Raw genomic sequence first — 21045 nt, forward strand, 5'->3', positions numbered from 1 at the left:
TCATCGCCAGCCGCGACCATCGTCGGTGCGACGATGCGCCTGTCGCCAGTCAGCGTGCAGGCCGCGGGGACCGATCTCTCGGCCGTCGCCGACCGGGACACGACGACGGGGGCGACCGTCAGCGGACCGCTCGACGTCGTGATGCGCTTCGACCACCCCGTCGAGATCCGCGCAGTGAAGGCGCGCGGCGACGGCCTCTCCATCGCGGTCCCGGGGCGGGGCGAGCTTCAGCTCAACGGCGCCTGGGGGGCGATTTCGTTCGCCGCGCCCGTCGTGGCCACAGAGCTCACCGTTCGCGTGAGCGGCGCAGGGGCCGCGCCGCTCCTCCAGGAGCTCGAGGTCTGGGGCGCCGGTCGGAAGCGCTCGCCGCGGAGCATCGCGGCGATGGCCGAGGCGACCCGCGCCGACGCGAACGCCTTCGAGGACGTGCGCGTCCTGGCGGCCACGCCCGCCGCGGCGACGCTCGATCCCTCCGAGAGCAGCGGCGGCGCCCGGTGCCTGAAGGCCACGTTCCCCAAGGTCGACGTGGCCGGCGCTCGGCGGGCGTATCTCGCCTACGAGGCGGACGTCCCGCGCGCCTTCGCGCTCGAGCGGATCCTCGACGGTGACGCGGTGACGGGCGGCTTCTGGGTGGGGAACGTCGCGGCGGCCCGGACGCTCGTCGACGAGCTCGACCCGGAGCGGCTGGGGACGGCGAGCGGGGTCACCCTGTGCGTGCCGCCCGTCGCGACGGGGAAGGTCCAGGTGGCGGGGCTCCGCCTGCTCGTGGTGTCCGACGACGGGCTCGACCTCTTCGATCGCGAGACGCACCTGAAGCAGGCGAGCGCGGTGGACGGCGAGGCGACGCCGGCGGCGGTGTCCGGGAACGTAGACCTCACCCTGGATCGGCCGATCGCGCTCGACGAAGGCTCGGTCCGGCTCGGGGCGGCGCCGGTGACCCTCGCGGCGCTGGAGCTGCTGGAGGCGAGCGGCTGGAGCCGGGTGCCGAACGTGGAGCTCGCGAGCGAATCGAGCACGCTCCCCGTGGCTGGGCGCGAGGCGAGGGCGCTGCGGCTCGTCTTCCCGTCGCCGCTGCGCGCCGAGGTGCCGACGGCCAGCGTGACGGAGATCACCGTCGCGGGCAGCGGCGTCGGGCCGAGGGTCGGCGCCGCCCGCATCGTCCTGACCGCGCCGCACCTCACGTTCGAGGGAGGACGCGAGGTGGGTGAGCGCTTCGGCGATCGCGCGTGGATCGCCGGCTGGGCGGAGTCGCCCGCCGGCGTCGGGCGCGTCGAGATCGGCGGCGCGGAGGTCGGCGTCGCGGGGGCATTCGGCGTCGCGCTCGAGCGCCCGGCGACGGCACCGTCGCCGTGGACGGTGGACGTCAAGGCCACCTTCCCGGACGGGACGACGGTGGTGCGCACCGTGGTCCTCGAGCGGGATGGCGCCGCGGAGCTGGCGAACGAGGCGTCGGCGAGCGCACCTTCGCTCTCCGACGCCGCGCGCTTCGGGCGGGAGGGCCAGACCGCCTGGGGGAAGATCGATCCCGAGGCGGGCGGCACGGTGACGCTCGGGACGGACGTCACCTTCGAGGCGGGGAAGGGGGCCGTCGGGAAGGGCACGAGCGTCGGCATCACGCGCGAAGGGCCCGAGGTGGTCCCTCCCCTCGAGGCGGGGATGGTGAACGTGACGGCGCCGGCCAACGGCGCCTACCGCTTCCTTCCGAAGGGCCAGAAGTTCGCGAAGCCGGTGCGCGTCGGGCTCCCCTACGACCCGTCGCTCCTCCCCGAGGGGATCGCCCCCGAGGAGGTCCAGACGTGGTTCTACGACGCGGCGGCCGAGCAGTGGACGGCGCTTCCGCGCGTCGAGCTCCAGCGGTCGAGGAACCGGATCGTCAGCGAGACGACGCACTTCACGTTCATGATCAACGCGGTGCTCGTGCTCCCCGAGCACCCGGGGCCGGCGTCGTTCAACCCGAACTCCGTCAAGGACCTGAAGGCCTCGGATCCGTCGGCCGGGATCGACCTCATCGCGCCCCCCGGCGTCAACAACCTGGGGACCGCCCAGCTCGCGCTCCCGATCCGCCTACCGGCCGGCCGCGGCGCGTACCAGCCGGAGCTGCGCCTCTCCTACGACTCCGGAGGAGGCAACGGCTGGCTGGGCGTCGGCTGGGAGCTCCCGTCGTCGAGCGTCCAGATCGACACGCGCTTCGGGGCGCCGGAGTACGGCGTCAGCGAGCCCCGCTACCTCCTCGACGGCGAGCAGCTCGTGCCGACGAGCGAGTCGCCGAAGTGCGAGGATGGCTCGGCTGGGACGCGCTATCGCGCCCGGGTGGAGAAGAGCTTCCGCAGGATCCTCCGCTGCGGGACCGGCCCGACCGACCACTGGTTCCAGGTCCATGACAGGCAGGGGAACCTGTACGTCTACGGCAGGAGCGGCGCGGCGCGCCTCACCAGCTACGAGGGGCTGGCCAACATCGGCGCGTGGTACCTGGAGCGTGTCGTCGACACCAACGGGAACCTGACGCAGTTCGTCTACGACACCGACGCGAAGGCGCGTCCCACCGTCCGGCACCCGCAGCAGACGGCGGCCACGCACGAAGAGGACTTCCGGCAGCTCTACCTGAGCAGCATCCAGTACACGGGGCGCGCGTACGACGGGGCGCGGGATGCCTTCGGGATCGCGGAGATCGGCCACTACCACGTCGAGCTGCGGAGCGAGCAGGACACGCGTGGCCGTTACCTCGATCGCCCCGACGAGATCACCTCGGGCCGGCTCGGCTTCAAGACGGTGCTCCGGCGCCGCCTCAAGTCGATCCTCGTTCAGCTCGACCGAGACGGCAGGACCGACACGATCCGCGAGTACCGGTTCTCCTATGAGCGGAAGGCGGAGAGCTTCTGGAAGTCGCGCCTGACGAAGGTGGAGGTCTTCGGAGCGGGAGAGGTGACCGCGCGGAAGCTCTTCCACACCCACGCGTTCTCCTGGTTCGACGCCGACTACGCAAACTCCTTCGCTGCGCCCGTCGCCTGGAGCTTCAAGGAGGCGCCGGACGACCTCTCGCTCTCGCACGCCGAGGAGAGCGGCTGGTCGATCCACGGCTACGGAGGGATCGGCTTCACCTACGACAAGATCACCGGCACCGTCGGCGCCCGCGTCGGCCGCACGCAGCACCAGTCGGTGACGAACAGCCTGCTGCTCGACGTCAACGGCGATGGCCTGCCGGACCGCGTCACGGGGAGAGGCGGGAGCTACGACGTCCGGTTCAACAGCGGCTCGCTCGTCTCCGGGTCGCGCGAGCTGCGGCGCGCGCTGCCGGCCGGGGATCCGGGCGACGGCGAGGTGGTGTCCGTGCCGCTCCCGACCCTCGGCAAGGAGGAGGGCAAGGGGTGGAACACGGCGGGGCAGGCGTCGTACGGGCCGGTCTCGGTCAACGCCGGCTACTCGCACTTCTCGTCCAAGACGACGGAGTTCCTGGGAGACGCCGACGGCGACGGCCTCGTGGACGTCGTGCAAGAGTCTGGCGTCCTCCTGAACCAGCACCGATCGGGCACGGCGAAGGCGTTCGCCTTCGCGCCGATGGTCACCGGCACGAGCCTGACGTCCACGCCCACCGGCGCCAACCCGGACCAGGAGGCGCTCGAGCAGAGCATCCACGAGCAGCTCAAGCCCTCCGACGCCGTCCTGGAATGGATCGCGCCGTTCGCGGGACGCGTCGACGTCTCCGGCAACCTCTTCTTCGTCGATCACGCCCAGCCTTCCCCCCTCCCCGCGGAGCGGGACGGGGTCCGCATCCAGGGGTTCGTCTGGGACGGAAGCCGCGATCACGCCGCCATCAAGGTCTTCGAGCGCGTGAAGACGCTCGCGGACGGGGGCGTGCCGACCCCGGTGGGCATCGCGGACCTGGACGTGGCCCCGGGCATGCGCGTCTTCTTCGTCCTCTCCACGCTCGAGGACTTCCCGGTGGATCGGGCCGTCCCGTCGCCCCTCGAGGACGTCCACTTCTCGCCGACGATCTCTTACTCGCACCTGGGCCCGTGCAGCGTCGGCGCGTGCCGTGCCCTCAGCGACGAGGAGCAGGGCCGCGTCGAGCCGAGCGGCGCCGCGACCTTCCACTTCGACCAGGCCCGTGACTTCAGGATCGCCGGCCAGCCCGCGCCGTCCATCGCCGTCCCGGCCACGGGGACCCTCCGGATCGAGACCTCGCTCGTGAAGAAGGCGTCGACGGACGACGTCCGGGTCTGCGTCCAGCGCTTCGCGCAGAAGGCCGAGGTGAAGGACCTCCGCTGCGAGGAGAAGAACCAGGGGTTCGACAACCTCATCGACGAGACGCTGCCCGCCGACGGCGCCGGGACGTGGAACCTGGCGGTGACCTCCGCGGTCGTCGCCGGCGAGAAGCTGGTGTTCCGGATCCAGACGGACCTGCCCGTCGATCCGGCGGCCGTGGACTGGGCGATCGCCGGCCGGATGGAGACGGCCTGCGGCCTGGGACCGAACGGCTGCGAGCCGCCGCCGCCCGAGCTGGCCGAGGCGATGTCGTTCACGGGCGACGCGTGGTTCCCGGTGTACAACCCGATCTCGCCGCGCTGGTACCTCGACCCGAACGCCGACGTCTCGGCAATGCCGGACGAGCGCCCGATCGAGCCGTGGGTGGCGCCGGAGTCCGGCACGATCCGCGTGTTCGTGAACCCGAAGTACCCGGATCCGCGAGATCCGCGCAGGTACATCCCGGCGCTCCAGATCGGCGGCCACGCGTCCGACGCGCTCTACGTCGCGGCCCGCACGGCGGAGTCCCTGATCGTCAAGCGGCGCTTCGACCAGCTCTACGGCTCCACGTACACGCCCATCGTCGAGGAGCTGCACGTCGACGGAGGCGAGCGCGTCTACTTCGAGATCTTCTCCGACGCGCAGTTCGTCGCGACGTGGTTGCCTGGCGTGACGTTCGTGTCGGACGCGACGGGCCTGTCGTCGTCGCCGAGCGTGACCGTCAACAGCCGGTACTCGTCGTACCGGAACGGCTCGGACACCTACGCCGTCCGGTCTCGCTTCGGCGGCGGCCATCACCTCTTCCACTACGGCACCTGGCGCGACGCGAACCACGAGGACCTCGACCCCCGGCGGCTCTACAAGAAGGTGGACGCCTACGAGCAGGGGACCGTGGACGTCGAGCACCAGGATCCGGACGTGAAGGACACGACCGAGGTCGCGCAGCCGCTCGTGCCGAGGCGGCTCGGGACCTGGGTGTCCAAGGCGGAGCCGGGGCTCGCCCCGCGCGTCCCGTCCTTCGTGAGCAGGGAGGGGACCACCTTCGTCTCGGCAGGGATCTGGCACGCCTCCCGCGAGGGGGAGTTCGTCCAGCAGGGCGGCGGGGCGGGGCAGTCCACGTCGCTCATGGCGATGTTCGCGCTGGGGCCCGCGCTCCGGCAGAGCGAAGGCGAGTCGACGTCGCTCTCGGCGGGCGTCTCGGTGGGCGCCGTCGGCGTGAGCCTCAACGTCGCCAGGGGCACGAGCACCCAGAAGACGGACGTCCTCGACATGAACGGCGACCGCGTGGTCGACGTCGTCTCCCGCGCCGGCGACGGGACCGCCGTTCGCGTGACCGACATCCGCGATCCCGCCAGGCCCGGCCTCCAGCGAAGCCCGGAGACCTTCGGCCTGCGCGTGAGCAAGGACGGCTCGGCGAGCCTCGGGCTCGGCGTCTCCGATCCGTGGCGACGCATGTCCGACGACGGCGTCGTCAAGGCGCTCGTCGCCATGTACCCGTCCGTCGGCGGCGGCATCGGCGTCAACTTCAGCTCGACGGAGCGTGAGCTGGCCGACGTCAACGGCGACGGCCTCCCCGACGAGGTCTCGCGCGACGGCGGCTGCTTCCGGGTCCGCCTGAACCTCGGCTCGCACTTCGCGGCGCGCGCGGACTGCGTCCCGGTGGGCAGCTGGAGCGAGGGGAACCTCGACGACCTCGTCGGCAGCCTCGCGAGCGCCCTCCCGGACGACGTCGTGTCCCCGGAGCGGGTGCGCAAGACCACCTCCATCAGCCTCAACGCCAACGCCGGCTTCACGCTCTACGAGAACTACGGCGCCTCGGTGAACTGGGACTCGAGCGTCGCGGCGACCGGCATCTCGCTCGCGGACGTCAACGGCGACGGCCTGCCGGACTACGTCCGGAAGACCACCGGGAAGGGCCACTTCACCGTCCGGCTGAACAACGGCTTCGGGTTCGACGAGGAGGTGCAGCTCCCCGTCCAGCCGTGGCCGGCCTCGGTGACGAAGCCGTGGCTGCGCGACACCGGGCTCGCGGCCGGCGTCAACAAGGTGCTCCGGCTCGTGAACGGCGACACGCCCAGCGTGGACGCGGTCGAGGCGAGCGGGACGTACGGCGAGCTGCCGTCCATCGGCTTCGTCGTGTCGTGGGGCGTCGGGCCGCTGTCGCCCGCGATGACGCCGTGGCTCCACTTCTCGGTGGGCGGCGACAAGACCTTCAAGCGCGTCTCCGGGTTCGCGCTGGGGCTCCAGGACATGGACGGCGATGGCCTCGCCGATCACGTCCTGAAGGCGGAGAAGAACCCGGGCGGCGACAACGAGGCGGTCTGGGTCAGGCTCAACCAGCTCCGCAAGGGGAACCTGCTCAAGGCGGTCTCGCGGCCGCTCGGCGGCAGCTTCGAGCTGGACTACGCGCGCAAGGGGAACAGCGTCGCGATGCCCGAGAGCCGCTGGGTCCTGTCCAGCGTCGTCGTCCACGACGGGCGCGCGGATGGCACGCCCGGCCACGACCTCGCGACCTCGTACGGCTACGGCGACGGCCGCTACCACCGCTACGAGCGCGAGTTCCTGGGGTTCGACGAGACGCGCGAGACCCGCGCCGACGGGGCGAAGGTCGTGCGCACGTTCTGGAACGACTCGGTCCTGAGAAAGGGCCTCGTCGTGACGGAGACGCTCTCGGACTCCAGTGGACGCGTGCTCGGCAAGACAACCAACGGCTACTCCCTGCCGTCAAGGTTTGCCGACACCGAGGCGAGGGCCGCGCCCGAGGTCGATCCGTGCAGGGAGGCGGCTCCGTTCTTCCTCCGGCCGACGCTCGACGAGTGGTGCGGCTCGCACGTCATCACGCTCGACAGCGTCACGCAGGAGCTCCACGAGACGACCGGCGATCCGACGGCCAAGCTCGTCACCTACCAGAGCTACACGTACGACCGCTCGAACGGGAACGTGCTGACCTTCACCGACCTGGGTGACGCGGATCCCCTCAACACGGGCGACGACGTCCACGCGACGGTCACCTACGCCGACGACGAGGCGGCGAGGAGCTTCTACTCGATCGCGCGGCCGGAGCTGATGCTGGTGAAGGCGCACGCGACCGACGCCGACGAGGCCTTCCTCCGCAAGCGGATCGGCCACTACGACGCGAGGGGAAACCTCAAGGACCTCCAGTCCTTCCTCGATGGCACGCGGTACATCCAGGTGGACCTGGCCTGGAACGCCGACGGCAAGCTCTTCGAGGTGCACCAGCCCAGGGTGAAGAGCGGCCAGTACTGGGTCCGCTACCGCTACGACACGAGCGGCGTGACCCGGAACTTCCCGACCCACGTCGAGGACGCCCACGGGTACGCGTCTTCGGCCGTCTATGACGAGCGCTTCGGCGAGGTCGAGACGACGACCGATCTCAACGGCAACCTCACGCGCCGCGTCCTCGACGCGAACGGCCGCATCGTCCAGGTGTTCGGGCCATACGACACCACCGTCCCTGCGGTCCGCGTCGAGTACGCGCCCGACGCGAGCCCGGCGCGCGCGGCGACGCACAACCTGCTGCCGAGGAACGGCGGCTGGCTCGATACCTTCGTCTACATGGACGGGATGGGCCGCACCATCCAGACGCAGAAGACCGTGCTGGCCCACGGCAAGGGGCTGGGCGTGCTCGCCTCGGGGCGGCAGCGCATGGATGTGATGGGGCGCGTCACGGAGCAGGGGATCGCCTACTTCATCGGCGGAAGGGATCCCGGGTTCCGCGAGGACGTTCCCGTCTACGAGACGTCGACAGTCTATGACGTGCTGGGCCGGAAGGTCAGGACTGTCGAGCCAAACGGCGGTGTCCACGAGCTGACCTACGACCTCGCGCGCGCAGCGAAGGACCCGTTTCTCCGGCGACGCGCGACGGTGATCGACCCGCTCCGCAACACCCGCGTGATGTACCGGCGGCTCGACGACAAGATCTCCGCGGTCGAGGAGCACATCGATTCGCTCGTCCACACGACCCGGTACCAGTACGACCCGGTCGGCGACCTGCACGCCGTGATCGACGCGAAGGGGAACGAGACGCGCGTCGAAAATGACCGTATCGGTCGGCGGCGGCAGCTCGTCAGCCCCGACGCGGGGACGACGGACTTCGCCTACGACGACATGGGTAACCTCGTGTCGCGTCAGGACGGGAACCTCGTCCAGGCCGCCAAGGATGGGAAGCTGCCCGCGGACCAGGCCTTCGTCTTCTACGAGTACAATCTCGACCAGCTCATCGCCGTCAACAAGCCCTTCGGCACCGACGTGAAGTACGAGTACGGACCGCCGGGATCCCCCGAGAACGGCGCGGGCAGGATCGTGCGGGTGGTGGACGACGGGGGGGCCGAGACGCGCGGGTACGGGAAGCTCGGAGAGACGATCCGTTCCACCCGGACGGTGAAGCCCCTGAAGCCGAACGATTCGCCCCAGACCTTCGAGACGCGGTTCGAGTTCGACTCCTTCGGCCGGATGCTGCGGCTCTGGTACCCCGACGGCGAGGAGCTCACGTACGCGTACGACGCCGCGGGGCTCGTGAACCACGCGGAGGGACACCGGCCCGCCACGAAGCACTGGGAGGAGGCGACCGAGGTCTACCTCTCTACGCTCACCTACGACGAGTTCGGGGCGCGCCGTCACGCGGTCCTCGGGAACGCCGCCACGACGACCTGGACGTACGAGCCCGACACGCAGCGGCTGAAGCACGTGGACACCGCGTCGCAGGGACGCACGCTCCAGGCGCTGACGTACACCTACGACCTCGTGGGCAACGTGAAGACGCTCACGAACGCGCTCGGCGAGGCGATCGGTCGGCGCTCCGGGGCGGTCTCGTACACCTACGACTACGACGACCTCTACCGGCTCACCACTGCGACAGGGACGGCGCTCTCGCGTCCGGGCGTCGTCGACCGGTTCAAGACGACCTACACGTTCGGCGACGAGATTCACAACATGACGCGGCTCGACCAAAAGCACTGGCTGACGACCGCGAACGACCCCGACAACGAGACGGCGCATCCGCCGCACACGAACCACGACTTCGACTACTCCTACGGCGGCGCCGGGCCGCACCAGGCGACGAAGATCGGCGACCGTAACCTCGTCTACGACGCGAACGGCAACACGCTGCGCGAGTGCCGCGACCACGGCGACACGACCTGCCAGGCGAACTCCGACAAGCTGCGCCGCTACTTCTGGGGCGAGGAGAACGAGCTGAACGCCGTCATCGACGGCGGGGGCTGGAACATCACGCGCTTCATCTACGACGCCGGCGGCCAGCGGGTCGTGAAGCTCGGGCGCGGGGGCGAGTCGATCACTGTCGGCCAGTTCTTCGCGCTGAAGGGGCGCAAGGCGGCGACGAAGCACGTCTTCATCGGAGAGACGCGCGTCGCCTCGAAGCTGCTGCCGTCGCCGGGCTGGGAGCCGAGCTGGAGCGAGGGGACGGCGGTCTCCGGGCCGATCGTGCAACCGGCGGTGGAGACGGTCAGCGGGTGCGACCCCAGCACCTACCAGCCTCAGAAATGCCCGATCGATCCCGCGGCGAACCCCGTGATCGACCGGCGCCCCGACACGACGAAGATCAAGCCGGCGACGTACTACTACCACTCGGATCAGCTCGGCTCGACCTCCTGGGTGACTGACCAGAACGGCCGCGTCCACGAGCACGTGGAGTATTTCCCGTACGGCGAGGTCTGGCGCGACGCGCGGTACGACTCCGACGGCGACCCCGTTCACCGGCAGCAGTTCCTCTTCTCGTCGAAGGAGATGGATGAGGAGACGGGGCTCTACTACTTCGGGGCGCGGTACCTGGATCCGATCAGGGCGAGGTGGGTGAGCAGCGATCCGATATTGCCCGAGTTGATGAGCGAAAACCCGCGGGACCTGTCGAGGAAGCTCTCGCTGTATTCATACGTGCTCAACAACCCGTTGAACTACGTCGATCCGGATGGTCGTGACGCGGTGATCTTGCACGGAGGATTCGTCGGTAGCCCATCCGGCGTGGAGGAGCTCGGCAAGACGGTCAGAGGCCTGTACAAGACGCCCATCACTGAGTATCGCCCGGAGATCAATTACACGAAGTGGTCCATCAGGAACGACACTCCGGCCACGGGTATCTCGATCGCCGAGAAGTACAAACATAATAAGGACGAACCGCGGATCCTGGCTGGCTTCAGCATCGGCGGAGATGCCGCGCTGGGCGCAGCAGCGTCTGACGGAGGCAAGAACTGGGATCTGCGCGTCGCGGCCGGCGCTCGAGTGGACGCGGACTTCGTGAGCAAGGTGGAAACTGCGGCCAAGACCTCGAACATGTTCATCATCGTGGGTATCCGAGGCGACAAGGACATGGCCAATGACTCGGGGGTGCCGGGCTGGATGGGGAAGAGCTTCGGGGACCGATCCTACGAGGCGATCGTCACGGCGATAACCGCCAAATATGGCTCGCTCGAAGCCTTCTACAAGGCGTTCCCCAACGTCAGCGTGCAGGCTTCGACTGGCGCGCACGGCGGGGGAGGCAATCGGCCTGAAACGCAGGACGCCATCAGGAGCGGCTTCAAGGAGATCCAGGAGAGGTCGAGGAAACTCGGTGCGTGCCACTAGGTCCATGCCGCGGCTGTACATGCTGCTGGCGTCGCTCCTCGCGCCGCTGGCGGTCCTGGCGTTCGTCTTCGTCCGCGCCTCCGTGGAGGTCGGGGAGGAGCGCGTATGGCTCTTCGCGTTCGTGACGCTTGCTCCCGTGCCCGTGGCAGCGGCCCTCGTGTGGAGCCTGAACGGCTTGAGCTGGCCGCGCAGGCTTGGAACGGGAGCGGTGGCGCTCGTTCTCTTTCCGGTGCTCTTGATCCAGTGCGCCAAGCTGGCGGACGACATCGACCGCAACCCGAAGGCATTTCGCCTGGTCCTTCCCGTGGTGATTGGTGCGGAGTCGCTCTACCTGCGCACGATGGACGCCGACCCGTGGCGACGTCAGCGGCACGAGGAGAAGCGAGAGCGTTGGCGCCGTGCGGCGAGCCCAGACCGGGAGCCAGGCCTGTGACGAGTGGGTCCCGGACCGAGAGTAATGCACGAAACCAGTGAGCCGCGACGGGAGGGGGCGTCGTTCACCGGGAGGTTCGCGATGAGGCCGCGCGTCACATGGCAGACCCTCGCGAGCTGTCTGCTCAATTATACGATTGTCGTGCTTGGTGGTGCACTGGCGGCATTGGTGCTCATGCGGGAATGCGCGGACGGGTGGGCGGCCGTCTTCGTCGGTGTGACTGCGCTGGTCGCCTTCGTGGGTGGCTTGACGGCGTTACTGCGCGGGGCGCCCCCGCGATCGGTCCGGTTGGCTGTGGGGGTGACGGCGATCGGGGCCTACCTGCTGGCGGTGTGGTGGTGCAATCGCTGGACGTCCGATGACGAGAGAGCGCTTCGCGACTGGCAGGAGAAGCATTCGGCGCCCGAGCAGCGCAAGCCCTGACCGCGGGGGCCGGACCGAGAGTAATGCACGAAACCAGTGAGCCGCGACGGTGAACGTCGCCCGAGAACGAGGGTGCGGTGCACCGAATGCGGGGCGATCGGAACTGAAGAGACACGATGCAGGCCACGAGCATGCACACCACGCCGAAGCCCATCAGCCGCAACGCGGTTGACCGTAGGTCTAGATGGCCAGAATGGTGATCGAGTGAGCGACAACGAGACTCCTGCAGGCCCCACCAACTCCAGGCGGCAGGTCGTCGTGACCGCCGTCATCACGGCGGTGATCGCCGGTGTCGCGGGCTACCGCATCGGCCACGCTGGCGGTGGCGGCAGCCCGCTCGACGGGCGTCCGTCGAGCGGCGCCGTCCTCGCGCGGTTCGACCACGACGAGGTGACGGCCGGCGAGATCGAGGCGCTCGCCGGGCCGAAGGATGGTCCTCTCCGGGCGCAGCTCGCGGACCCTGCGGCGCGGAAGGAGTTCGTCGAGGGCTGGACGCGGACGCTGCTGCTCGCGCGCCGGGCCGAGGCGGAGGGCTTCCACCGCACCAGCGAGTTCGCGCGGAGCTACGCGCAGGAGCTCTCGACCGCCTTCGTCGAGAAGAAGCTCGACGAGTCCGCCGCCGGCCGGCCGTTGACGGACGACGAGGTGCGGGCCTGGTTCGCCGAGCACGAGAAAGAGCTGCTGCGGCCCGAGCAGGTCCGGGTCGCGATCATCACGCTCGACGCCCCGGACGCCGCCGCGCGGGCGCGGAAGCTGGGCGCGGCCCAGGCCGTGCTGGTGGCGGCGCAGCAGCGCCCGCTCGATCCGCTCGCGTTCGGAAACCTCGCGCGACTCCGCTCCGAGGACCCGCGCACCCGGGCGCTCAACGGCGAGCTGCCGCCGATGAGCCGGGAGGAGCTCACGTCGCTGTACGGGCCCGAGCTGTCCGCCGCGGCGTTCGAGCTGACCGAAGCCGGGGCGATCCTCCCGCGCGTGGTCGAGACGGCGAGCGCGCTGCACGTCGTGAAGCTCGTCGTCCGCGAGCGAGAGCAGCGGCCGTCGTTCGACGACGTGAAGGAGGTGCTCCGACAGCGGCTGACGTCGGAGCGGCGCTCCAGGGCGCGCAGGGAAGTCGTGGACGCGGCGGTGAGGGACGCCGCGATGAAGGTCGACGAGAAGGCGATCGCCGGAATGTAGGCAGGCGGGCGCCGAACGGCGCCATCGGCTCGTGCGCAGGGACGGGCGCCGGTCTTCGCGGGCGGCCCCTCGGGGAGAGGACATGTCCAGGCATTCAACGATGAGTCTCACGGCCGCTCTCGCGCTGGCGCTCGCCGCCGGTGGCGGCTGTTCGCGCGGAGGGACGTCCTCCACCCCCGCCCCCGCCGGAGCCGAGCGGATCGCGCGCGTGGAGCAGCCGATCCCGGATCAGTACCTGGTCGTCCTCGCGCCTGGCGACAGCGCAGCGGACGTGGCCGCGGTCGCGGCGAGCGTCGCGAACGATCACGGCGCCACGGTGCTGAACGTCTACCAGCACGCGCTGCGCGGCTTCTCCATGCGCGCCGGGCTCGCCGCCGCCGGCGCGGTCGCGCTCGATGCGCGCGTGGAGAGCGTCGAGCAGGACGGCGTCGCCCGGGCGGCCGCCGTCGCCTGGCAGTACGGCCCGACGTGGGGACTGGACCGCGTCGACCAGCGCGGCGCCGTGCTCGACGACAGGTACGGCTGGGACGACCGGTGGACGGGATCGGAGGTGGACGCGTTCGTGCTGGACACCGGCGTGCTCACGTCGCACGCCGCGTTCGCCGGCCGGGCCTCCTTCGCCTTCGACGCCCTCGGCGAGGGCGTCGTCGGGGACTGCAGCGGCCACGGCACCCACGTCGCGGGGACCATCGCCGGAGGGCCCTACGGCGTCGCGAAGGGCGCCAGCATCCGGTCGGTGCGCGTCCTCGACTGCAGCGGGAACGGCAGCGCCTCGAGCATCGTCGCGGGGCTCGACTGGGTGATCGCGAACCACACCCGGCCGTCCGTCGCGAACCTCAGCCTCTTCGCCAGCCCGTCCGCCGCGATCGACGCGGCGGTGGAGGCAGCGACGGAGCACGGGATCGTGGTCGTGGCGGCCGCAGGCGACGGGGGCAAGGACGCCTGCGACGTCTCCCCGGCGCGCGCGCCCAGCGCGCTCACCGTCGCGGCGATGCAGCAGCGAATGCCTCCGGTGGTCGGTGGAGTGCCGGTGGACGAGCTCGCGCCCTTCTCGAACGTCGGCGACTGCGTGGATTTCATCGCGCCCGGGACCGACATCGTCTCCGCGTGGAACACGACCGCGGTCGCGGCTCTGCCGCTCTCCGGCACGTCGATGGCGGCGCCGCACGTGACCGGCGCAGTGGCCCTCCTCCTCTCGCGGAACCCGGCGGCGACCTCGCAGGACGTCGTCCGGGCGCTCGTCGCGAGCGCGACCCGCGCTCCGGCGGGCGCGCCCGGGTTCACGCCCGATCGGCTCGTCTACACGCGAGGGGTGGAGCTCACGCCGGCCGCCGACGACGTCGCTCCGACGGTCGCGACCACGGCGCCCGTGGAAGGCGACGCCCTCACGGGCGTCGTGAACGTCACCGGCACGGCGAGCGACGACCACGGGCTCACGCGCGTCGAGCTGCTCGTCGACGGGCGCTGGCGAGGCAGCAGCGACTCGAGCCCGTTCGAGATCGCCTGGGACACCTCCACGTCGCTCGACGGCGCGCACTCCCTCGTGGTCCGGGCGTACGACTCGGCCGGCCACGCGACCGACTCGACGGCGATCTCGGTCACGGTGAGCAACCCGGGCGTCGCCCACCTCGACCCGGCGCTGCGGATCGCGCGGTGCGAGACGCTCGCCGCGTCCTGCGACTCGCGGGACCTGGTCCGCGGGCGCGCCGGGCTCGGCCCGGAGCGGTACGCCCCGAGCGCGCTCCGCGACGCGTGCGACGCCGATCCAGCGGGCTGCGTCTGCCACGACGGCGAGCTCGGGGTGTACCTGCTGGACGAGTCGATCGAGCAGCTCCGCATCTCCTCCGCCGACGGGACGCCGCTCGCGGCCGGCGGGAACGTGAAGCTGGAGGTGGACGCGATCGTCGGCGGCGAGCTGGGTGACTCCCTGGACGTGTACGCGTCGCCGGCGGTGAGCCCGCCGGCGTGGCGCCACCTCATCACGCTGACGCCGCTGGCCTCCGGCCCGCAGACGCTCACGGCCTGGTACACGCTCCCCGCGGGCGGCACGCAGGCGGTTCGCGCGGCCTTCCGTCGCGGCGGGGAGGAGGCGGTCTGCTCCTCGGGCGGCTTCGACGACCGCGACGACCTCGTCTTCGAGGTGGGGGACGGCACCGCGGACGGCGCGCCGCCGACCGTGGAGATCGTCGCGCCTGCCGCCGGCGAGGTGCTGGCGGAGAGCACCACGGTCGAGGTCGCGGCGGCGGACGATCGGCTCGTGTCGAAGGTGATGGTGACCGCCGACGACTGGAAGGGGAAGACCTACGCGATCGCCCAGCTCACCGCGGCGCCGTACACGGCAGCGTGGAACCCCGCGCTCCTCCCGAACGGCAAGTACGTGGTACGGGCGGTCGCGCACGACGGCGCCGGCCACACCGCGACCGACGAGGTGGCGGTCACGCTCGCCGATCTCACCGGGCCCACGGTGGCGATCCTGGAGCCGCTCGACGCGGCGTCGCTGCCCTCCAACCTCATCGCGGTCTCGGCGAGCGCGACCGACGCCGGCGCCGTGGCGAAGGTGGACCTGCTCGTCGACGGCGTCTTCCAGGGGAGCGACCTCGTGGCCCCGTGGCGGTTCGAGCTGCGGGCCCCGGCGAACGGCACCTACGCGCTGCGCGTGCGGGGGACCGACCTCCAGGGGAACGTGACCGAGTCGGGGCCCGTGACGGTGACGGTGGACGACGTGACACCTCCGGACGTGAAGGTGATCGCGCCGGAGGCCGGGGCGGTCGTCCCCAACGCCGTCACGTTCTCGGTGGACCCGACCGACGACAGCGGGATCCGCAAGGTGGAGTTCTTCCTCGACGGCGTGTCGCTCGGCACCAACACGGGCGCGCCGTGGGAGATCCCGTACGACTTCTCGCGCGCTCCCAACGGCAGCTACGTCTTCTCCGCGAGCGCGCAGGACGGCGTCGGCAACGTCGGGACCGCGAGCGTCACCGTGAGGCGCGAGGACCGGACGCCGCCCACGGTGACCGTCACGTCACCGCCGTCCGGCTCCTATCTCAGCGGCGAGGTTCAGCTCACCGCCGACGCCTCCGACGACAGCGCCGTGAAGCGGGTCGAGTTCTGGCTCCACGTGCCCTACACGACCTACGGGTTCAAGGTGGGCGAGACCACCTCCGGCGCGCCGTGGACGTTCACCCTGGCGAGCAGCACCGTTCCGTCGGGGACCTATCTCCTCTACGCCAAGGCGTTCGACTTCGCCGGAAACGTCGGGGACTCCAAATCGGAGCCTCTTGTCTGGGTGAGGACCGGCGACATCACGCCGCCCACCACCACGCTGCGGGCGCCGGTCTCCGGCCTCACGCAGGTCGCCGGCACGATCCCCGTGGCGGCCGACGCCGCCGACCCGGGCGGCGTCCTGGCGAAGGTCGAGCTGCGCGTGGACGACGTGCCGTTCGCCACGTTCACGGCCGCGCCGTTCGAGGCGACGTTCGACACGACCTCCGTGGCGAACGGCGACCACGTCCTCACGAGCAAGGCCTACGACAAGGCGGGCAACACCGCCGTCAGCGACCCCGTCTCGATCAACGTCCAGAACCCCGGCGCCACGTTCGACCCCGTGGCGGGCGCGCCGTTCTGCGACGCGATCTCGTCGTTCTGCCACACCGGCATCCTGCTCATGGGGCGCGGGCCCCTCGGCCCGGAGGCGAACGCCTCGAACACGGTCGACGGGTGCCCCGACGGCACCGAGGGCATCTACCGGATCGACGAGTCGATCGAGCACGTCGCGATCTCGTCGCTCGACGGCGCGCCCCTCACCGGCGGCAAGCTCGCGCAGGTGGAGGTGCGGGCCTTCGTCGCGGATCCCATGTACGACCGGCTCGACGTCTACGTCGCGGCCGATGCTGCGGCGCCGCAGTTCGTGCTGCGCGCGACGGTCGAGCCGACGCTCGCGGGCGAGCAGACCCTCTCGGCGACCGTCCCGCTCGCCTACTCGGAGCGGCAGGTCGTCCGCGTCGCCCTCCGGGGCGGCGGGCTCCCCGAGGCCTGCGGGACCACCGGGTACGACGACCGCGACGACGTCGTGATCGCCACCGAGCCGGGCACGCCGGACACGACGGCTCCGTCCGTGTCCATCTCCGCTCCCACGGCCGGGGCGAAGGTGCGCGACGCGGTCGCGGTGTCCGCCGCCGCGAGCGACGACGTCGGCGTCGAGCACGTCGCCTTCGAGGTGGACGGGGGCGCCCTGTCCTCCGACGGGACCGCGCCCTTCACGGCGAGCTGGGACACCGCGGGGCTCGCGCCGGGGACCTACAGCCTGACGGCCGTGGCGTTCGACTACTCGGGCAACTGGACGAGGAGCGCGCCGGTCTCCGTCGAGGTCGAGGACGTGGTGAAGCCGACCGCCAACATCACGGCGCCCGTGGACGGCGAGACGGTCTCCGGGGCGATCACCGTCCAGGTGACGGCCACCGACAACGTGGCGGTGACGGAGGTGAGGCTCGTGCGGCTCGACGCGGCGGGCGTGGAGACGCTCGTCGCCACCGACACCGCCGCGCCTTGGGCCTTCTCGACCAGCGTCGCGGCGCTCGCGGATGGCGCGGACTACCGGTTCGTCGCGCGCGCCTACGACGCGGGGATGAACGTCGGGGAGAGCGCACCGGTGACGGTGCACGTGGCCCTGACCGGGCTCGCCTCGTTCGACAGGAAGCTGAAGGCCCCGAAGTGCGCGCTCCCGGGCGCGCGCTGCTGGACGGGAGGGCTCGTGGTGGGACGCGGCCCGCTCGGCCCCGAGCCCTCGGCGCCCAACACCATCGCCGCGAGCTGCCCGGACGGCGCGTCGGGCTTCTTCCACCAGGACGAGTCGGTGGACGTCGTCACGGTGCGGGCGCTCGATCCGGCCGCCGGCCTCAAGGAGGGCGGCGCCGTCCGGATCGAGGCGAAGGTCTGGGCGACCGCGAGCTACGAGACCGACGCGCTCGACGTCTACGTCGCGCCGAACGCGCTGTCCCCCTCCTGGCGCTGGGTGGCGACGCTCACGCCGACCCGCGCCGGCCCCCAGGTGCTCGGCGTCGATCACGTCCTCGAGCCGGGGGCGCTGCAGGCGGTGCGGGTGCAGCTGCGCCACGCGGGGACGCAGCAACCTTGCAGCACCGGCGAGTTCGACGATCATGACGACCTCGCGTTCGCAGTCTCGAAGTGAAACGCCGGAGTCGGGAGGACACATGACGTCGAAGAGGATTGCGCTTTCGTTCCTGCTCCTGGCCGCCGCGTGCTCGAGCTCTGGCGGAGGCGACCCGGGCGGCGGTGGCGGCCCCGGCGGCGGGCCGGCGCCCGCGACGGTCTCGGCGTACTGCGACGCGTACTGGGGCGCGTACGCGACGCGCTGGGCGGCTTGCGAGCGCGGCTCGGCGGCCGAGGCGGCGGCGGTGTTCGCGCCGGCGGCGCGGTGCGCGGACCCGGTGCAAGCCGTGGCGGCGGGGCGCGCGACGTACGACGCCTCGCGCGCCGGGGCGTGCCTCTCCTTCCTCGCGACGGCGAGCTGCGACGTGCTCGAGGCGTTCATGAACGGGGCCTACGCTCAGGCAGACTGCGGGGCGGCCATCGCCGGCAAGCTGACGGACGGTCAGGAGTGCTTCTCGGACGAGAGCTGCGCGTCGGGCGTCTGCCTCTGGTCGCCGGATGCGTGCCCCAGCACCTGCGTGACGCCGATACCCTCCGGGTCGCCATGCGACTACGCCCGGCCGTGCGCCGCGGGGGCCTCCTGCAACATCCTCCTGGCGACGCCCACGTGCGCGCCGCTGTCACCGCTGGACGGCCCCTGCCTGAACGACGTCTGGTGCGGACCCGGCCTCTTCTGCGAGTGGATCTCCTACACGGACAACCGCTGCCGTCCGCGGGCGACGTCCGGGGGGTGTACGCGCGACGAGGAGTGCGCGATCGGCTACCGGTGCTCGAGCGCCTCCACCTGCGTCGCGTGGCGCGGACCGGGGGAGAGCTGCACGCAGGGGGAGAACGCCTGCGGCCCGGGGCTCTTCTGCGGCGCGAGCGGCACGTGCGTGGACGGTCCGAAGCCTTCGGAGGTCTGCAGCAACGTCAACGGCGAGGACCGCCCCTGCATCGGCGGGTGGTGCTCCTGGAACGGCGCGGCTTACGCCTGCGCGGCCTGGCGCGCGCCGGGCGAGACCTGCTCGCTGCAGTCGCAGTGCAGGCCGACAGACGTGTGCGACTACGCGAGCACCGGACAGTGCACGACCCTCTGCGCGGAGCCTTGACCGCCCCGCACCCCAAGGACGAGGACGTCGCGTTCTGCTGGGCCTCGAACGCGCCGCAGCGGCGGGAGCGCACTGAGGGCCTCCATGTCTGAACATGGCCGAGCAGCGCGGCCGGAGCGAGGACGTCGCGCTACTTCACCGTGAACGGGATCGCCACCGTCCCGAAGCTCTGCCCCGTCGCGGCGTCCACGAGGGCGGCGAAGAACGTGAGCGCCGTGCCCCTCGGCTGATCCGGGAAGTAGAGGAAGCCGGAGATGTGCCCGCCGGGATCGAGCACGCCCTCCGGCAGCGCCTGGCGGAGCACTTCCTCGTCGGGCAGCGCAGCCGGCCAGCCGCCGTAGAACCGATCGTAGTAGGCGGCGTCGAGCGGGAACTCGCCGTGCAGCCAGAGGGGCGCGCGGCGATAGTAGCGCCCGGCCCAGGGCGCGTACCAGAAGCCGACGCCCCCGAACCCCGGGTCCACGACCATGGGGTTCCGCGCCGCGACCTGGTACGGCGGCAGCGCGGCGAGGCGGAACCCATTCGCCCCGCCCAGCGTGAACTCGCCGTAGGCGATGCGCAGTGGACGGGGGCTGCCGTTCTCGATCGTCACGCGCACGGGGGAGAGCACGTCGCGCACCATCCCCGCACGCCAGGCGTCCGAGTCCACGATCACGTGGACGCCTTCGACGGTCTCCTCGGCCCTCCGAGGATGCCCCGGCACCGTCTGCGCGGACGACCCGGGGACGAGCTGGCGCTGGTGCACGCACGCGGTCGCCGCGAGCACGAGCGCGAGCGCCATCCTGCGAATCGGCTGCATCCGGCGGCGAACATGCGGCAGGCCCGGCTGGACGGCAAGGTGCCGGGTCGCATCGTTCACGAACGCGGCGTGGGCTGACTGGGCGCGGGGATCGTTCGCGTAGATCATGGTTCGCGCGAACGTCGGAAACGGTCCTCGTACTGCACCATCCGTGGTCTTCTTCGGGTCGACGCGACCGGGCGTCGGCGGGGGACGAATTGACACGCGATCGGATGCAGAAGCCGGCGGCGCCTCGCGACATCGTGCCGTGGTCGAGCGCGCGCGACTGGGCGCCCATCGCGGCGCTTCTCGGTCGCGACGTCGCCGCGCTGCGGGCTGAGGTGGCGGCGCTGCCGGACGGGATCGAGGGCGTCGCGCTTCTCGAAGACGGCGCGCCGGCCGCCGTCGGGCTGTGGGTCGCGAAGGGCCTCGCGGAAACGGGCCGGTGCGCGCTCACGTGGCTCGCGGGACCGGCGCCGGCGGCACTCGCGATCGTGGATGCGATGGAGGCGCGCGCCCGAAGCGCCCAGGCGCGGACGCTTCGGGTTGTCGAGCGCGAGGCACGCGGCATCGGTGCGGAGCTCGAGGCGCGGGGCTACCGGCCGGCGGACGCAGTCGTCGGCATGCGCCGCACGCGCCCGCGGCCGCCGCTCGCGCTGCCCGCTGGACTCGCGGAGGTCGGCCTCGAGCAGGTCGGGCTGGAGGCGTGGGCGGCGCTCGAGAACGACGCCTTCGCCGGGATCGGGTTCACGGTTCCCGTCACCGCGGACGACGGTGCGCGCATCATCGCCTCGCCAGGGTTCGACCCGAAGCTCCTGCGGTTCGTCGTCGACGCGGACGGCGCGGTCGGCCTGCTGCGTGGTGTCGTAGCACCTGAGCGCGAGGGTGAGAACGAGGTGGAGACGATCGCGGTTGCGTCGTCGCGCGCGCGGCGTCGCGGACTCGGGCGATGGCTGCTGCGTCGGTGCGAGGCGTTGCTCGACGCGGCTGGCGCACGCGAGGTCGTGCTGCGCGTCGCAGCATCGAACGCGCCAGCGCTCGCGCTATACCGCGCCGAAGCGTGGGTCGAGCGGTGGCGCCGGGGCGCGTGGGAGCGGGCGCTCTGAGCCGTACGCCATCGCCCGGCTTCGAAC

8 protein-coding genes are annotated in these 21045 nt (G+C 71.4%); 7 read left to right on the forward strand and 1 reads right to left on the reverse strand.

The genetic code is table 11. The features are described from left to right. Positions 1–33: 33 nt before the first annotated feature. From MNY62_RS00315 to MNY62_RS00340, 6 genes are all read left to right on the forward strand, one after another. Positions 34–10842, forward strand: coding sequence for a SpvB/TcaC N-terminal domain-containing protein (locus MNY62_RS00315; RefSeq protein ID WP_242342081.1), 10809 nt, complete (start codon positions 34–36; stop codon positions 10840–10842). A 4-nt stretch (positions 10843–10846) separates the two neighbouring features. Beyond that, a complete protein-coding gene (locus MNY62_RS00320; RefSeq protein ID WP_242342082.1) occupies positions 10847–11275 on the forward strand; it encodes a hypothetical protein in 429 nt (142 codons plus the stop codon). Positions 11276–11356: 81 nt separating this feature from the next. Beyond that, positions 11357–11698, forward strand: coding sequence for a hypothetical protein (locus MNY62_RS00325; protein ID WP_242342083.1), 342 nt, complete (start codon positions 11357–11359; stop codon positions 11696–11698). 204 nt (positions 11699–11902) lie between these two features. Continuing rightward, the gene (locus MNY62_RS00330) at positions 11903–12874 is read left to right on the forward strand and encodes a peptidylprolyl isomerase (RefSeq protein ID WP_242342084.1); all 972 of its coding nucleotides are present in this window, start codon (positions 11903–11905) and stop codon (positions 12872–12874) included. Between the two features lie 208 nt (positions 12875–13082). Next, positions 13083–18062 carry an Ig-like domain-containing protein gene (locus MNY62_RS00335; RefSeq protein WP_242342085.1) on the forward strand — a complete coding sequence of 1660 codons (4980 nt, stop codon included), beginning with the start codon at positions 13083–13085 and terminating at the stop codon, positions 18060–18062. Between the two features lie 22 nt (positions 18063–18084). Further along, the gene (locus MNY62_RS00340) at positions 18085–19134 is read left to right on the forward strand and encodes a Dickkopf N-terminal cysteine-rich domain-containing protein (protein ID WP_242342086.1); all 1050 of its coding nucleotides are present in this window, start codon (positions 18085–18087) and stop codon (positions 19132–19134) included. A gap of 130 nt (positions 19135–19264) precedes the next feature. Here MNY62_RS00340 and MNY62_RS00345 read toward each other — a convergent pair whose 3' ends face one another. Continuing rightward, positions 19265–20041 (reverse strand): hypothetical protein, encoded by a 777-nt coding sequence (locus MNY62_RS00345; RefSeq protein WP_242342087.1) that lies wholly within the window; start codon positions 20039–20041, stop codon positions 19265–19267. Between the two features lie 104 nt (positions 20042–20145). Here MNY62_RS00345 and MNY62_RS00350 point away from each other — a divergent pair, with 104 nt between their 5' ends. Then, on the forward strand, positions 20146–21018 hold the full coding sequence (locus MNY62_RS00350) for a GNAT family N-acetyltransferase (protein WP_242342089.1): 873 nt from the start codon (positions 20146–20148) through the stop codon (positions 21016–21018). Positions 21019–21045 lie beyond the last annotated feature (27 nt).

The organism is Anaeromyxobacter terrae (genome assembly GCF_022690685.1).
In the GTDB taxonomy this organism is placed as follows: domain Bacteria; phylum Myxococcota; class Myxococcia; order Myxococcales; family Anaeromyxobacteraceae; genus Anaeromyxobacter; species Anaeromyxobacter terrae.

Coding starts and splice junctions, on each gene's coding strand:
- MNY62_RS00350 (WP_242342089.1), top strand. CDS start 20,146: ATGCAGAAGCCGGCGGCGCCTCGCGACATCGTGCCGTGGTCGAGCGCG.
- MNY62_RS00345 (WP_242342087.1), bottom strand. CDS start 20,041: ATGATCTACGCGAACGATCCCCGCGCCCAGTCAGCCCACGCCGCGTTC.
- MNY62_RS00340 (WP_242342086.1), top strand. CDS start 18,085: ATGACGTCGAAGAGGATTGCGCTTTCGTTCCTGCTCCTGGCCGCCGCG.
- MNY62_RS00320 (WP_242342082.1), top strand. CDS start 10,847: ATGCCGCGGCTGTACATGCTGCTGGCGTCGCTCCTCGCGCCGCTGGCG.
- MNY62_RS00325 (WP_242342083.1), top strand. CDS start 11,357: ATGAGGCCGCGCGTCACATGGCAGACCCTCGCGAGCTGTCTGCTCAAT.
- MNY62_RS00315 (WP_242342081.1), top strand. CDS start 34: ATGCGCCTGTCGCCAGTCAGCGTGCAGGCCGCGGGGACCGATCTCTCG.